The 14,076-nt window shown below is 67.4% G+C and carries 18 protein-coding genes and 1 tRNA gene; 14 read left to right on the top strand and 5 right to left on the bottom strand.

Features of this window, described 5'->3' with window-relative positions:
* Positions 1-34 precede the first annotated feature (34 nt).
* The 6 genes from ACQKIE_RS18475 to ACQKIE_RS18450 all read left to right on the top strand — a co-directional run bounded on the left by ACQKIE_RS18475 (position 35) and on the right by ACQKIE_RS18450 (position 4,784).
* Positions 35-460 carry a helix-turn-helix transcriptional regulator gene (locus ACQKIE_RS18475; protein WP_427461891.1) on the top strand — a complete coding sequence of 142 codons (426 nt, stop codon included), beginning with the start codon at positions 35-37 and terminating at the stop codon, positions 458-460.
* A 223-nt stretch (positions 461-683) separates the two neighbouring features.
* Positions 684-1,664 (top strand): tRNA dihydrouridine(20/20a) synthase DusA, encoded by a 981-nt coding sequence (gene dusA, locus ACQKIE_RS18470; protein ID WP_427461889.1) that lies wholly within the window; start codon positions 684-686, stop codon positions 1,662-1,664.
* A gap of 27 nt (positions 1,665-1,691) precedes the next feature.
* Positions 1,692-2,198 (top strand): GNAT family N-acetyltransferase, encoded by a 507-nt coding sequence (locus tag ACQKIE_RS18465; protein WP_427461887.1) that lies wholly within the window; start codon positions 1,692-1,694, stop codon positions 2,196-2,198.
* A gap of 168 nt (positions 2,199-2,366) precedes the next feature.
* On the top strand, positions 2,367-2,654 hold the full coding sequence (locus ACQKIE_RS18460) for a PepSY domain-containing protein (RefSeq protein WP_427461886.1): 288 nt from the start codon (positions 2,367-2,369) through the stop codon (positions 2,652-2,654).
* Positions 2,654-3,346 carry a response regulator transcription factor gene (locus tag ACQKIE_RS18455; RefSeq protein WP_072321955.1) on the top strand — a complete coding sequence of 231 codons (693 nt, stop codon included), beginning with the start codon at positions 2,654-2,656 and terminating at the stop codon, positions 3,344-3,346. Before ACQKIE_RS18460 ends, ACQKIE_RS18455 begins: the two co-directional genes overlap by 1 nt.
* Positions 3,347-3,398: 52 nt before the next feature.
* On the top strand, positions 3,399-4,784 hold the full coding sequence (locus ACQKIE_RS18450) for an ATP-binding protein (protein ID WP_427461883.1): 1,386 nt from the start codon (positions 3,399-3,401) through the stop codon (positions 4,782-4,784).
* Here ACQKIE_RS18450 and ACQKIE_RS18445 read toward each other — a convergent pair.
* A complete protein-coding gene (locus ACQKIE_RS18445) occupies positions 4,781-5,563 on the bottom strand; it encodes a zinc-dependent peptidase (protein ID WP_427461881.1) in 783 nt (260 codons plus the stop codon). The two genes, ACQKIE_RS18450 and ACQKIE_RS18445, sit on opposite strands and share 4 nt — an antisense overlap.
* 19 nt (positions 5,564-5,582) lie before the next feature.
* The gene (locus ACQKIE_RS18440) at positions 5,583-5,915 is read right to left on the bottom strand and encodes a hypothetical protein (protein ID WP_427461879.1); all 333 of its coding nucleotides are present in this window, start codon (positions 5,913-5,915) and stop codon (positions 5,583-5,585) included.
* A 202-nt stretch (positions 5,916-6,117) separates the two neighbouring features.
* Between ACQKIE_RS18440 and ACQKIE_RS18435 the strand changes: the two genes are divergently transcribed.
* The 4 genes from ACQKIE_RS18435 to ACQKIE_RS18420 all read left to right on the top strand — a co-directional run bounded on the left by ACQKIE_RS18435 (position 6,118) and on the right by ACQKIE_RS18420 (position 8,848).
* Positions 6,118-7,098, top strand: coding sequence for a biotin--[acetyl-CoA-carboxylase] ligase (locus tag ACQKIE_RS18435; protein WP_427461877.1), 981 nt, complete (start codon positions 6,118-6,120; stop codon positions 7,096-7,098).
* Positions 7,095-7,853: a type III pantothenate kinase gene (locus tag ACQKIE_RS18430; protein ID WP_427461875.1), complete on the top strand. Its 759-nt coding sequence runs from the start codon at positions 7,095-7,097 to the stop codon at positions 7,851-7,853. The genes ACQKIE_RS18435 and ACQKIE_RS18430 overlap by 4 nt, the downstream gene beginning before the upstream one ends.
* 66 nt (positions 7,854-7,919) lie before the next feature.
* A complete protein-coding gene (locus ACQKIE_RS18425) occupies positions 7,920-8,756 on the top strand; it encodes an SPOR domain-containing protein (RefSeq protein ID WP_427461873.1) in 837 nt (278 codons plus the stop codon).
* Positions 8,757-8,772: 16 nt separating this feature from the next.
* Positions 8,773-8,848: transfer RNA gene (locus ACQKIE_RS18420), tRNA-Thr, on the top strand.
* A gap of 39 nt (positions 8,849-8,887) precedes the next feature.
* Here ACQKIE_RS18420 and ACQKIE_RS18415 read toward each other — a convergent pair.
* Entirely contained in the window at positions 8,888-9,784 is an 897-nt protein-coding gene (locus ACQKIE_RS18415; RefSeq protein ID WP_427461871.1) for a LysR substrate-binding domain-containing protein, read from the bottom strand.
* A gap of 100 nt (positions 9,785-9,884) precedes the next feature.
* On the opposite strand from ACQKIE_RS18415, the gene ACQKIE_RS18410 reads away from it, so the two are divergent.
* The 4 genes from ACQKIE_RS18410 to ACQKIE_RS18395 all read left to right on the top strand — a co-directional run bounded on the left by ACQKIE_RS18410 (position 9,885) and on the right by ACQKIE_RS18395 (position 13,032).
* Positions 9,885-10,277 carry a rhodanese-like domain-containing protein gene (locus ACQKIE_RS18410; protein WP_427461869.1) on the top strand — a complete coding sequence of 131 codons (393 nt, stop codon included), beginning with the start codon at positions 9,885-9,887 and terminating at the stop codon, positions 10,275-10,277.
* A gap of 10 nt (positions 10,278-10,287) precedes the next feature.
* Positions 10,288-11,208: an arginase gene (gene rocF / locus ACQKIE_RS18405; RefSeq protein ID WP_427461867.1), complete on the top strand. Its 921-nt coding sequence runs from the start codon at positions 10,288-10,290 to the stop codon at positions 11,206-11,208.
* 92 nt (positions 11,209-11,300) lie between these two features.
* Positions 11,301-12,704: a tryptophan--tRNA ligase gene (locus ACQKIE_RS18400; protein WP_427461865.1), complete on the top strand. Its 1,404-nt coding sequence runs from the start codon at positions 11,301-11,303 to the stop codon at positions 12,702-12,704.
* Between the two features lies 1 nt (position 12,705).
* Complete coding sequence (locus ACQKIE_RS18395) at positions 12,706-13,032, top strand: hypothetical protein (RefSeq protein ID WP_427461863.1); 327 nt, start codon at positions 12,706-12,708, stop codon at positions 13,030-13,032.
* Between the two features lie 32 nt (positions 13,033-13,064).
* On the opposite strand, the gene ACQKIE_RS18390 is transcribed toward ACQKIE_RS18395, so the two are convergent.
* Both ACQKIE_RS18390 and ACQKIE_RS18385 read right to left on the bottom strand, forming a co-directional pair.
* Positions 13,065-13,445 (bottom strand): VOC family protein, encoded by a 381-nt coding sequence (locus ACQKIE_RS18390; RefSeq protein WP_427461861.1) that lies wholly within the window; start codon positions 13,443-13,445, stop codon positions 13,065-13,067.
* Between the two features lie 96 nt (positions 13,446-13,541).
* Positions 13,542-14,006, bottom strand: a complete 465-nt coding sequence (locus ACQKIE_RS18385; protein ID WP_167031738.1) for a DUF1456 family protein — start codon at positions 14,004-14,006, stop codon at positions 13,542-13,544.
* Positions 14,007-14,076: the final 70 nt, after the last annotated feature.

Below are 14,076 nucleotides of genomic sequence, written 5' to 3'. Positions count from 1 at the left end.
GTTTTTCCCGCCGGGAACTGTAATTTAATTTGGTATGGCGAAGCGAATCCCCCCGACCCATCCCCGCGTACAGCGCCAGATCGAGGCGCTGAGCCAGCGCCTGCGCGCCGCCCGTATGCGTCGTTCGATGACCCAGAAGGTGATGGCGGAGCGCGTGGGAGTCAGTGTCCCGACCATCGCCAAGCTTGAGAATGGCGACCCGTCGACCAGTCTGGCAACCGTTCTGCGAGCGCTGACGGTGCTTGGTCTGGCCGGCGACATCGACCTGATTGCCGCGCACGACACCCTCGGTCGCGAACTGCAGGACGCCGCACTCCGGCGCACCAATGCCCCGGCCCGCACTAGGATCATCCCCGCGCCGCGGCCGGCGCCCATTGCCCAAACCCCGCCTGCGCCTGCCTTGCTTCCCACTCCGTCAGTGCCGCCGAAACCGCCACGACCGCGGAAGCCCAAGCCGTGAATCGTTTGGAAGTCTGGATCGACGACGAGTCTCTCGGCGGCTCGGCCTTTGTCGGTCACCTGTCGAAGACGGCAACGCTCGCGCGCTGGGTGCATCTGTTAGCGAGATCTCGCTGATGCAGGCAGTCATCGATCCGGACCGGTAAGCGGCCCAACGATGGCGTCACTTGATCCTCTGGCCGGAACCGCGAGCGCGCCGCCACAGGGGTTGCTAAAATCGTCCGATGCTTTCTGTCGATCCCAACGCCTTCCGCCTCACCGTCGCCCCGATGATGGACTGGACGGACCGCCACTGCCGGTACTTCCACCGGCTGCTGTCGCCCCACGCCCGGCTCTATACCGAGATGGTGACGAGCGCCGCCCTGGTGCGCGGGAACCAGCTGCGGCTGCTGGAGCACAGCCACGAGGAACACCCGGTGGCCCTCCAACTGGGCGGCAGCGACCCCATCGAACTTGCCAAGGCCGCGGTACTCGGTGCCCAGGCGGGGTACGACGAGATCAACCTCAATGTCGGGTGCCCCTCGGATCGGGTCCAGTCCGGCAAGTTCGGCGCGTGCCTGATGCGCGAGCCGGACCTGGTGGGGGAGTGCGTCCGGGCGATGGCCGATGCGGTCGACATACCCGTCACGGTGAAATGCCGCATCGGTGTCGACGACCAGGACGAGTACGCGGACTTGCAGCGCTTCACCACGACGATGATCGAGGCGGGCGTGCGCATCCTCGTGGTCCATGCGCGCAAGGCGTGGCTTGAGGGACTCAGCCCGAAGGAAAACCGGGAGATCCCGCCGCTCGACTACGAGCGGGTCTACCGCCTGAAGCGCGAGTTCCCCGAGCTCACCATCGTGATCAACGGTGGCATCACCACGGTCGAGGCGGTGCGCGAGCACCTGGCTCAGGTGGATGGGGTGATGCTGGGCCGCGCCGCCTATCACGATCCCTACGTGCTGGCCCGGATCGAGGCCGACCTCTACGGCGTGCCGCTGCCGGATCGCGCCGACGTCCTGGAGCGGATGCGCATCTACATCGACGCGGAGCTGGCTCGCGGCACGCAGTTGAAGCACATCACCCGGCATATCCTCGGCCTTTACCAGGGCGAACCAGGCGCGCGAGGATTCCGCCGCCAGCTTTCGGAAGGGGCGCACCTTCCCGGCGCCGACTGGCGCCTTATCGAAAGTGCGCTTTCCGCCTTCCGTCAGGCCGCCTGATCCCGCCCTCGCATAAGGTCGCAACGCATGATCGTTACAGAACGGTTGGTCCTCACGCCCAGTGCCATCTCCGACTTCGATGACTGCAATGCGATGAGGACCGATCCGAAGGTGATGGAATTCATCGGCGGTAGCTCCCTTCCCGAAGACACGTGGATCAAGCTGCTGCGCAACGTCGGACATTGGGCCGCCTTCGGCTATGGCATCTTCACGTTGCGCGAGAAGGACGGCGGCCGCTTCGTCGGCGAGGTGGGACTGGCTCATTTCCATCGCGGCATGGGCGAACGCTTCGATGACTTTCCGGAGGGCGCGTGGGCGCTGGCGAGCGCGGCGCACGGCAAGGGGTATGGGACCGAGGCCCTGCTGGCCGTGCACGACTGGTTCTTCGAACGTCGTGGGAAAGGCCGCACCGTCTGCCTGATCGACCCGGAAAACGTGCCCTCGGTCCGGCTTGGCGAGCGCCTCGGCTACCGGCCGTTCGGCCAGGCCGATTACCGGGGAAAGCCGATGACCTTGTTCGAACGCCTCCCCTGAGCGCCAAGCAGGCGAGGGCTTCGGCCCGGTATCGCGTGCGCGGAGGCCGGGCGGTGGGGAAGGGCAATGGTGGCCCGGACCGACCCAATCCGGGTTTCGTTCAGCTTCGGGCGGGTCGGTGCTCGGCATGATCGGCCGACCAGCTATCCGGCCTTCCCCGCGCCAGACATGAAAATCACGTTTCCTCCGCTACTTTTTGCCGCCTTCTGCCTTGCCTTGCCCGCCGTCGCTTCCGCATACCAGTCGATGTCGCTGGAGCAGGCGGTGAGCAAGGTGCAGAAGGACACCGGGGGGAAGGTGTTATCGGCGGATACGCGGCTCGTGGAGCGCGGCCGCATCACCGAATACCGGGTCAAGGTGCTCACCCTCGACGGTCACGTCAAGGTGGTGCCTATCCGTACCGAAACCGCCAAGCCCCTGGACGCCAGTGCAGGGGATAACAAGGAGAGACATTGATGCGAATCCTGCTCGTAGAGGACGAGGCCCCGCTGCGCGAGACCCTCGCCGCGCGCCTGAAGCGCGACGGTTTCGCCGTCGATGCGGCCCAGGACGGTGAAGAAGGCCTGTACCTGGGACGCGAGGTGCCGTTCGACCTCGCGATCATCGACCTGGGCCTGCCCAAGCTGTCGGGCATGGATCTGGTGAAGGCGCTGCGCGAGCACGGCCAGCGCTATCCCATCCTGATCCTCACCGCGCGCGGCAGCTGGCAGGACAAAGTCGAGGGCCTGAAGTACGGCGCCGACGACTACCTGGTAAAGCCGTTCCATGTCGAGGAGCTGCTGGCCCGCATCAACGCGCTCGTCCGCCGCGCCAGCGGCTGGTCGAAGCCAGTGCTGGCCTGCGGTCCGATCAAGCTCGACACCACGGCCCAGACCGTCACCGTCGAAGGTCGGCAGGTCGACCTCACCAGCTATGAGTACAAGGTGCTGGAGTACCTGATGCTGCATGCGGGTGAGCTGGTCTCCAAGGCCGACCTCACCGAGCACATCTACCAGCAGGACTTCGACCGCGATTCGAACGTGCTGGAAGTCTTCATCGGCCGCCTGCGCCGCAAGCTGGACCCGGAAAGCGCGCTCAAGCCGATCGAAACGGTCCGCGGCCGCGGGTACCGCTTCGCCATTCCGCGCAACGAGGCAGACGAGGATTGATCCTGCCGGCGGCGCGGCCGTAGGGCGCGCCGCCTCAAGGTAAGCTCGAAGCATGGAAAACGCTTCATCGACCAAACGCCGGCCCCTTTCGCTGGCCGCGCGTGCGGCGTTGGCGACCGGCTTCGCGCTGGCCGCCTTCCTCGGACTGACCGGCCTCGCGCAGAACAAGGCCAACTACGCGTCCGAACTGTCGGCCATGCACGACCGGCTGCACAACTACGCCATCGCGTACATCACGGGCACCGACATCACGCGCGCCGGCAAGGTCACCACGCCGGACAGCCAGCCGAACCCCGATTTCTCGCGGCCGGGTTCTGGCCTCTACGCGATCATCGTCGGCAACGATGGGTTCCGCTGGGAATCGTCTTCCGCGCTGGGCCGCGACTTCGATTTCGTACGGATGCTCTCGCCCGGCGAAACCGCGTTCGAACCGGTGGAAACGCGTAGCGGCAAACTCTACGTCTTCAGTTACGGCGTGTCGCTCGACAGTACGGAAAAGCGCAGCGTGCCGTTGACGTTCGCCGTCGCGCAGACGGAGGACCAGTTCGAGCGCCAGGTGGCCACGTATCGCCGCACGCAGTTCCTGTGGCTGGCGATGCTGGGCATGATGCTCATGCTCCTGCAGCTGTTCCTGCTGCGCTGGAGCCTCTTACCGTTGCGTCGTGTTTCGAGCGACCTCGCGCACATCGAGCGTGGCTCGCGCGACCATCTCGACGGGCCGTATCCCGTGGAGCTGACGGTGCTCACGCGGCGCCTCAACGCCTTCATCGATAGCGAGCGCGAACAGCGCACGCGCTATCGCGACACCCTGGCCGACCTGGCGCACAGCCTGAAGACGCCGCTCGCGGTGATTCGTTCGCAACTGGAGACCGGTGGCGACGCCGGCAACCTGCGCGGCGACATCCTCGACCAGGTCCGCAAGATGGACGAGATCGTGGCGTACCAGCTATCGCGTGCCGCGACGTCCGGTCGACGGACCATCGCTTCGGTGGAGCCCATCGCGGGTCATGCCGAGGATCTGGTGCAGAGCCTGGAAAAGGTCTACGCCGCGAAAAACGTGCTCTGCGAGTTCGAGATCGAGGACGGGGCGACCTTTCCGGGCGAGCAGGGCGACCTGCTCGAGCTGATGGGTAACCTTGTCGAGAACGCCTTCAAGTGGGCATCGCACCGCGTGCTGCTTACCGCGCGTTCGGTCGGCAAGATGGGCGGGCGCGGCGGCCTGGAGCTGGTGGTCGAAGATGACGGCCCGGGCATTCCCGACGAGAAGATCGAAAAGATCCTCCAGCGCGGCGTGCGTGGCGACGAACGCGTGCAAGGTCATGGCATCGGCCTTTCGATCGTCCAGGACATCATCAAGGCGTACCAGGGCGAACTGCACGTCGACCGCTCGGAAGAACTGGGCGGCGCGCGCTTCAGCGTGAAGCTCCCGCCTCCCTAACGGATGCCGGGCGCTCCCGCGGTGGGCGGAGGCCCGTAAAACGCTTCCAGCAACCTCGCCACATCCGGCTCCGCATCGCGCAAGAGTGCAGGTTGCGAGAAGTGCAGTTCGCTAGTCACCGCGAAGTATTCCTCGGGTGCTTCCGCCGCGTAGGGGTCGATGGCGGTACGCCGGCCGCGATCGACAGCCTTCGCCAGCCGGTCGAATCCACGCTGCATCGTGTCGATCCACTGCCTGCGATTTATCGACGACGGTAGCGGCGGCACGCCGTTGGCGGGGCCGGCGCGCATGTCCAGCTTGTGCGCCATCTCGTGGACGATGACGTTGAAGCCATCCCACGGCGCTTCCAGGTCGAGTGCCACGTCGGCCAACGACAGGACCATCGGCCCTCGCTCCCAGGCTTCGCCGATCAAGGTGTCGTCGCGGTCGGTGACGACGCCGGTAGGGGCGTCGTGGTGGCTCCGCCGCACGTTGAACTCGCCCGGGTAGACGAGCACGTTCGTCCAGCCCTTGAACGCCCTTGGACCATGCGGCAGGACGGGCAGGCTCGCCTGCATGGCGATCGCCAGCTGCCAGAACTCGTCGAGGACGGCGCCGCCGAGCGCGTGGAAACGCTTCGTGTGCAGGAAGATGGCCGCCAGTTGGCGCAGGTAGTGGGCTCGTGGCGCGTCGAGGGCGCGGGCCAGGGGCACACGGTCGAGCGCCTGCCGCCAGAGCGTGTCATCGATCGGCGGAACCGGGGCGCGGAAGCGCGCGATCAGCGACTGGACGAGACCCACGGAGAACGGCCGGAAGGGATCAGAGCATCGAACCCGGCAGCAGCGACTGCCAACTCGGCGTGCCAGACCGCAGGGGCAGGGCGTCCTCGTGGACACCGTCGCCGACGTCGACCGGCGACTCGACCGGCGGTGGCTTGGCGCCGCGGTGCGAGCCCGTGGCGCGGGAAGGCATGACGCCGCCCCCGCCACTGTCGTGATTGCCCTGGGACGACCGCGAACCTTCGAACGACGAGGACGAACCGGCTCCGCTCGGCGAGAGCAGGCCAGTGGCCGGGTCGATGTCGTAAGCGGCGGCGGTGCCGGCGGCACCGACGAGGCACAGACATCCGAAGATGTACGGTCTGGCGTTCATCGGTAAACCCTGAGGCCCCTTAGGGACGTAAAGGGGGACGTCCGATCCTCGCAGAAATTTCACGTGCCTGCCAGTGCTGGAGGTCTTCCGGCCGCCCCGCGGCCGAGGAACGGGCGAAAACCGCCCGGCTGCCCTAGAATCGCGGGATGTCCCGGCTCTTCCCCACCTCGACAGCGGTCGCCTGACGGCCGGAACGGTAGCCATGCTCGCACGCGATCTCCTCGAAGCCCTCGCCGGCGGCGACGCCGTGTCCGGCGCGGCCCTGGCCCGCAAGGCCGGGGTGACGCGCGCCGCCGTGTGGAAACAGATCGAGGCGCTTCGCCTCAAGGGCGTGCCGGTGGAGGCCCGGGTCGGCGGTGGTTATCGCTTGCCGTGGTGCACGGAACTGCTGGACGCGCAGCGCATCCGGGCCGGACTCGCCGCCGGGACGGCAGCCCGGGTCGGCATGCTCGAGGTGCATTGGGATATCGATTCCACCTCCAGCGAACTGGCCCGACGTATCCCGGTCCTCGACGACCTGGCCTTCGTCATGGCCGAGGCGCAGTCGGCGGGGCGCGGCCGTCGCGGTCGCACCTGGCTCTCACCACCGGGCATGAACCTCTATCTCTCGGTGCTCAAACGCTTCGACAGCGGCTTCGCGTCGCTCTCCGGGCTATCGCTGGCGGTGGGCGTCATGGTGTTGCGGGCGCTGGGCGAGCTCGGCATCCGAACGGCGGGACTGAAGTGGCCGAACGACGTGCTGGCGGGTAACGCCAAGCTGGCCGGTGTGCTCGTGGAACTCTCCGGGGAGTATTCCGGACCGTGCGCGGCGGTGATCGGTGTCGGCCTCAACATCCGTCTGCCGGACAGCCTGCACGAGCGCGCCGGCCAACCCATCACCGACCTCGCATCGCTGGTCGGTGGCGATCCTCCGGGCCGTAATCGCATCGCCACCGCGGTGGTGGCGGAGCTCACGGAGGGTCTGCTCGCGTTCGAGCGCCATGGTTTTGCCGCGTTCGCGCAGGAATACGATGCGAACGACCTGTTGCGTGGCGAGTCGCTGCGCATCATCGATCCGCGTGGCGAATACGACGCGACAGGCGATGGCGTCGATGAACGCGGTGCATTGCGCGTGCGCCGCGTTACCGGTGAGCACGTTACCGTCGACAGTGCCGAAGTATCGGTAAGAAGGGCCACGCCATGATCCTGCTGCTCGACCTCGGCAATACGCGGCTGAAGTTCGCGCTGCTCGATGGCGACGACTTCATCCGGCGCGGAGCATTCGCGTGGGATGCCGATATCGCGCACGAACTGTCGGCCCTCTGGAACGGCTGGCCCTCACCGCGGCGCATCGTGGGTGCGTCCGTGGTCGATGCGGCGCGCGAAACGGCGGTGGCTGTCGCCGCGGGCAAGGCATTCGACCTCGAACCGACCTGGGTGCGCACGCCGGCGCAAGCGTGCGGTGTCAGCAATGCCTACGCCGAGCCCCAGCGCCTCGGCGTCGACCGGTTCCTGGCGATGGTCGATGCCTTCGCCGCGGGGCGCGCCCCTTGCGTGCTCGCCAGCGTCGGCACCGCGCTCACGCTGGATGCCCTCGATGCCGACGGTCGCCACCTCGGTGGGTGGATCGCGCCCGGTCCGTTGCTCATGCAGCAGTCGGTGCTCGGCGCCACGGCGCAGGTGCGTCCCGAGCATCCGGGGACGGTGCGCGACCTCGCCGACAACACCGCCGACGGGCTCGCTTCCGGCTGCTGGCAAGCCTGCGCCGCCCTCGTCGAGCGCTTCGTGGACCGCGCGGCCCCCCAGCTTGGCGGCGCGCCGCGGCTCACCCTCGGCGGCGGCGATGCCGATGTGCTGGCGCCGATGCTCGACCGCGATGTGACCCTCGTCCCGGATGCCGTGCTTCGCGGGTTGGCGGTATGGGCGCGGACGCATGCTCCGGCGCCCGATATCGCCTAGAATCCGGACGCTGCCGGTTCTTACAGGGGAACGCGAGCAGGCCCCACCGGAAGCCTCAAGGTCGCCATGCTTTTGCGTTTGCTGTTCGTTCTGTTGATCGCCCTCAACATCGCGGTGGCCGCGTGGCTGCTGCTGGGTGATTCCGGAACGCACGCGGTCGATCCCAACGATGGCGGCGTGCCGAAGCTGAAGCTCCTCGCCGAGTTGCCGGAACCGGCCGCAAACGTCTCGGCACCTTTGCCTGCGCCCACCGCATCGGCACCCGCGGCGACGGCGCTCGCGCCCTTGCCGTCGACGAGCGCGCCGAAGCCCGCTGCTGTTGCTGTGCCTGCCGCTGCCGTATCCACGGGGGCACCCGCGAAACCCGAGGTCAAGACCAAGGCGAAGGCCGCTGGCGGCGACCCGCTGGCTGCCGCCGCCAGCGCCCCGACCAGTCCGCGTCGCAGCTACCGCTGCCTCGCGCTCGGCCCGTTCCCGAGCCAGGTCGACCTGCGCGCGGCTCGCAGCGCCATCGCCCCGCGCACCGTGCGCAGCCGGCAGCGCCAGGAGCAAACCAGCGAATCACGGGGCTGGCGCGTCTTCCTCCCACCCCAGGCCACGCGCGAACTGGCGCTGGCCCAGGCGCGCCGACTGGAAGCGAAAGGCGTCAAGGATTACTTCGTCGTGACCGCGCAGGGCGAGTTGCAGAACTCCGTGGCGCTGGGCCTGTTCCACGATCCCGCCAACGCCCGTAAACGCCGCGACCAGGTCGTCGCCGCCGGCTTCCCCGCGCGCATGAGCGAGCGCACCGAAACCACCCCCGTCTGGTGGCTCGACGTGGTCGTGCCCGACGAGGCCGGCACCGACATCCGCCAGGGCATCCGCACCCCCGGCATCACGGCTCGAACCACCGGCTGCTTCTGATAAACTCCCCGCCTTCGCCGGCATAGCTCAGTTGGTAGAGCAACCGCCTTGTAAGCGGTAGGTCCCCAGTTCGAATCCGGGTGCCGGCACCATCCGATATACCTCCCCGGCGTCCGCTGTCCTTCTCGACGCTATGCGACGTCCCTCGCGAGTCGTTCCCTAAGGAACTCCTTCAGCCGTTGCACGGCCGGCGTCAACTGCGTCCGATGCGCGCTCACGAGACTCAGCGGCGCGAGTTCGCCGAGGCCGGGAAACAGGTCGACCAATCGCCCAGTGGCGAGATCGTGCGCGATATCGGCGCGCGACTTGTAGATGACGCCATGTCCGGCGAGGCCCCAGCGATGCGTGACTTCGCCATCGTCGCTGACGCGGTTGCCCGTGACCTTGATCGTGCAGGACCCCTGCGGGAGTGCGAAGGTCCAGCGGTCGTGCACGAGTTCGCCAAGGACGAAGCACAGGCAATTGTGTTCACGCAGGTCATCGGGATGCGCCGGTGCGCCGTGACGGGCCACATAGTCGGGCGAGGCGCATGCCACGCGCCGGTTGTCCGGCAGCAACGGCTGGGCCACCAGGCTCGAATCCTCGAGCACGCCATAGCGAACGGCAGCATCGATCGGGTGCCGGTGGAGGTCGGCCGTGCGGTCACTGACGCGAAGTTGCAGCGTTATGCCAGGGTGCTCCGCCTGGAACGCGTCCAGCCAAGGCAGGAGGACGTTACGGCCCAGGTCGGAGGGCACCGCGAGGCGCAGCAGCCCGGTGATCTCACCGCGACCTTCCGCCAGTGAGCGTGTGCCTTCGGCCACCGATGCCAGCATGGCGCGTGCGTGCGGCAGGTAACGTTCGCCGTCGTCCGACAAGCGCATGCTGCGTGTGGAACGGACGAAGAGGCGGACGTTCAGTTCGCGCTCCAGGCGCTGCACGGCGTTGCTGGCCATGGCCGGCGTCACCCCGTTGAGGCGCGCGGCCGCAGAGAAGCTTCCTGCGTCCACCGTCTGTACGAATAGCTGGACATCGTCCAGTCGGATCATGGCTATGGCCTCGTCGGGGTCGCCGCCTATGGTGCCGGGTTTTCCCGCCGCATGGCGCGCTGCAACGTGGCCGTTTTAGTGCCCGGTGTAAACTTGCGGCATGACTGGTTTCCGTGCCTCGCTGTTGTTTATCGCCCTCGTGCTGCCTGTCGTGGCCTGGGGCCAGGACGTCTCCCGAAACGCCCTGGCGGCGCGCATGGCGGCGCACGAGGCACCTTTGCTGCTCGACGTCCGCACGCCGGCGGAGTACCGCGAGGGGCATCTCGCGGGAGCGCTGAACGTGCCCGTGGACGAGGTGGCGGCTCGGCACGGCGCCCTCGCCGTCGCGCACGATCGCGAGCTCGTCGTCTACTGCAAATCCGGCAAGCGTGCCGCGCGTGCACGGGAAACGCTCCAGTCCCTGGGCTACACGAATGTACGGCTGCTCGAGGGCAGCGCCGATGCCTGGCGCGCCGAAGGGCGGCCGCTCGTGCAAGAACATCCTTCTCCCTGAGTATCCCGTCATGAGTCCAACCACCCGTTCGGTCGCCCTCATCGGCGTCCCCACCGATATCGGTGCCGGTCACCGCGGCAGTTCCATGGGTCCCGAGGCCCTGCGGGTCGCGCGCCTGGGCGAGCGCCTCGCCGCGCGCGGCATGCACGTCATGGACCGGGGCAACCTCACCGGGCCACTGAATCCCTGGCTCCCGCCGACCGATGGCTATCGCCACCTCGAGGCGGTGGCGGCGTGGAACACGGCCGTCCACGAGGCCGTCCATGCGGTCCTCGGTGAGGGCCACCTGCCCGTGATGCTCGGCGGCGACCATTGCCTCGCCATCGGCTCGATCTCCGCCGTTGCCCGCCATTGCCGCGAAACGGAAAAGAAGCTTCGTGTGCTCTGGCTCGACGCGCACGCGGATTTCAACACCAGCATGATCACGCCGTCCGGCAATATCCACGGCATGCCGGTCGCGTGCCTTTGTGGTTACGGCCCGGAGCCGCTCACCCATATCGGTGGCACGGTGCCCGCCACCACGCCGGACGTGTTCCGCCAGATCGGTATCCGCTCGGTGGACGAGGGCGAAAAGCGCTTCGTGCACGAGGTGGGCCTGGATATCTACGACATGCGCTACATCGACGAGATCGGCATCAAGGCGGCAATGGAAGAGGCCCTGGCCGGCGTCGACGAAGACACCCACCTGCACGTGAGCTTCGACGTGGACTTTCTCGATCCGTCGATTGCGCCAGGCGTGGGCACGACGGTGCGCGGTGGCCCCAACTACCGCGAAGCGCAGCTGTGCATGGAAATGATCGCGGACACCGGTCGCGTCGGCTCGCTGGACATCGTCGAACTGAACCCGGCCTTCGACAAGCGCAACCAGACGGCGAAGCTGGCCGTCGACCTCGTGGAATCCCTGTTCGGGAAGTCCACCCTGATGCGCTGAGGCGGCGCGGCAACCTGCCGCACGGGCGGTTCGCCGTGGAGTCGCCACGCGGGCTACACTCGGACGGTTTCCGTCCGCCAGGCTTCGTTTCCATGCATACCCGCGTCCTCACCGGCATCACCACCACCGGCACGCCGCACCTCGGCAATTACGTCGGCGCCATCCGGCCGGCCATCCAGGCCAGCCGTGACCCGAACGTCGACGCGTTCTACTTCATGGCCGACTACCACGCGCTGATCAAGAGCGACGACCCCGACCGCGTGGAGGCATCGCGCCTGATGATCACGGCCAGCTGGCTGGCGGCCGGGCTGGATCCGGATCGGACCACCTTCTACCGTCAGTCGGACGTGCCCGAAGTGCCCGAACTGACGTGGCTGCTGACCTGTGTGACGTCGAAGGGCATGCTCAACCGCGCGCACGCCTATAAGGCGGCCGTGGACCGCAACATCGAGAACCAGGAAGACGCCGATGCGGGCGTCACCGCCGGTCTCTACATGTATCCGGTCCTGATGGCCGCGGACATCCTCGCCTTCAACGCGAACAAGGTGCCGGTGGGCCGCGACCAGATCCAGCACATCGAGATGGCGCGCGACATCGCGCAGCGCTTCAACCATACGTACGGGCGCGACTTCTTCGTCCTGCCGGAGGCGTTGATCGAGGAACAGGTGGCGACGTTGCCCGGGCTCGACGGACGCAAGATGTCCAAGAGCTACGACAACACCATTCCGCTGTTCGAAGGCGGCCCCAAGGCGCTGCGCGAGGCGATCATGAAGATCGTCACCGACTCGCGCGCGCCGGGCGAAGCGAAGGATACGGACGACTCCGCGTTGTTCACCATCTACAAGGCCTTCGCCTCGCCGGCCGAGACCGCGGCGTTCGCCGACGCCCTGCATGGCGGCCTTGCCTGGGGCGACGCCAAGCAGGTGTTGTTCGAGCGCGTCGACGCCGAGGTAGGGCCGATGCGCGAGCGCTACAACGCGTTGATGGCACGCCCCGAACAGATGGAGGACATCCTGCTCGCCGGTGCCGCCAAGGCACGAGCCATCGCGGGTCCGCTGGTGGAAACGCTGCGCGAGGCCGTCGGACTGCGCAGCGCGCGTCGCACGCCCAAGACCGCGGAAGCGGTCACGCCCGCGCCGGTCGTGGCGAAGGCGAAACCGCCCCGCATCGCCAGCTTCCGCGACACCGACGGGAGCTTCCGCGTCCGCCTGTTCGCCGCCGACGGGGAGGAGCTGCTCCTCTCTGTCCCGTTCGCCGATCCGAAGGCGGCGGGTGCCTTGCGCCAGGCGTTGTCGACGATGGGCGGTACGAACGCCATCGTCGAAGCGAAGGAAGGCCGCCTGGTGTTGTCCGTCGACGGACAGGTCGTGGCCACAGGCAGCGAATCGTCGGATGACTCGGCCCTCCCGCGGTTGCGTGCGTCGCTCGACGCCCTGGCGGCGGCGACAGCCGAGGAAGCGGCCGCGAAGGCCGCGCACGCGGGGCAGGGAGCCTGACATGCGCTACCTCGCGATCCTGCTGCTGGCGCCCTGGCTGATCGTCCTCGGTTGGGCCTACTGGGCGTACCCGAAGTCCCTCCCCAGGAACGCCACACGCCGAGCCTTCGACGTGCTGGCGCTGCTAGCGTCGGTGGTCGCGGCCATCCAGGCGGCCTTGATCGCCTACGATGCCGTCGAGCTTCCGCCCGCGGACCAGTTCGGCCCGAAGAGCGGCGCGATCTGGCAACAGGTCGTGCCGGCGCTCTATGGCTACGGCGCTTTCGTGGCGGTGCTGGTGCTGGCTCTCGTCGTCCGCCAGATCGTCTGGAAAAAACGCTCGCCGTAAGAACGCTCTGCTACACCCATCGTCGCGCGCTTTCAGTCCCAGGTATTCAGGTGCGGCCCGAAGGCGTCGGCCTGCTTGCGCACCACGCAAAAGCGATGCCCCGTGGGCGCTTCCATCACCCACCAGCGCCTGACGAAGCCGATGCGCTTCGCGCCCAGCGCCTCCAGGCGGTCGGCTTCGGCATCGATGTCGTCCGATTCGATGTCGAGGTGCACACGGCTCGGGTGATCCACCCGCTGGAGCAGGACCTGCAGTTCGTCGGGCGCCGTCTTCAGCGTCGCGTATTTTCCGTCACCCTCTTCGTCGGTCGTCTTGACCGGCTTGCCTAGCGCGCGGCTCCAGAACTCGGAGGCGGCGACGAGGTCGCCGTCCTGGCAGTCGATGACGAGGGCACAGAGTCTGCTGTGGTGCATGGTGCGGGCCTCCCATGAAGGAGTCCGTACCGTAACGCCATCGGCGCGGGTACGACGTGAGGCTTTCGTGGAGGTCGCGGTGCGGGCCCGGGACGCTCAGGCGCCGCGCAACCGCTGCGTGAGGCCCTTGAGGAAGTTACGCAGGAACTGGTCGCCGCAGAGGCGGAAGTTGCTGTGCTTCGGCTGGCGGAAGAGGGCGTTGATTTCGCCACGCGAGACGCGGAAGCCCGCCTCGGTCATGATCGCGAGGATGTCGTCTTCCTTCAATTCGAACGCGACGCGCAGCTTCTTCAGCACCACGTTGTTGTTGACCCTGGTTTCCACGGGACGCGGCGGCTGGCTTTCGTCGCGCCCGCGACGATGGACGATGAGGCCGTCGAGGAAATGCGCCATCGCGGCATCGGGCATCTCGACGAAGCCGGGCTCGTCTTCCTTGCGCAGCCAGGGTTCGACCTGTTCGCGCGTGGCGGGGAAACCGGCGAGCTTCATGATCTCGACGACGTGGACGTCGCCGAGGTCGAGCATGTAGCGGATGCTGCGGAGGGTGTCGTTGTTGAGCATGGCGCTAGGGTACCACCCCGCGAAAAGCGCTCGCCGCGATAGCGGCTCCTACAGTGTATGCAACCGTGTA

The sequence above is a fragment of the Luteibacter sp. NPDC031894 genome (genome assembly GCF_050273135.1).
Lineage (GTDB): Bacteria > Pseudomonadota > Gammaproteobacteria > Xanthomonadales > Rhodanobacteraceae > Luteibacter.
Note: the sequence above shows the minus strand (reverse complement) of the source record. Positions and strands in the feature narration are given on the sequence as shown.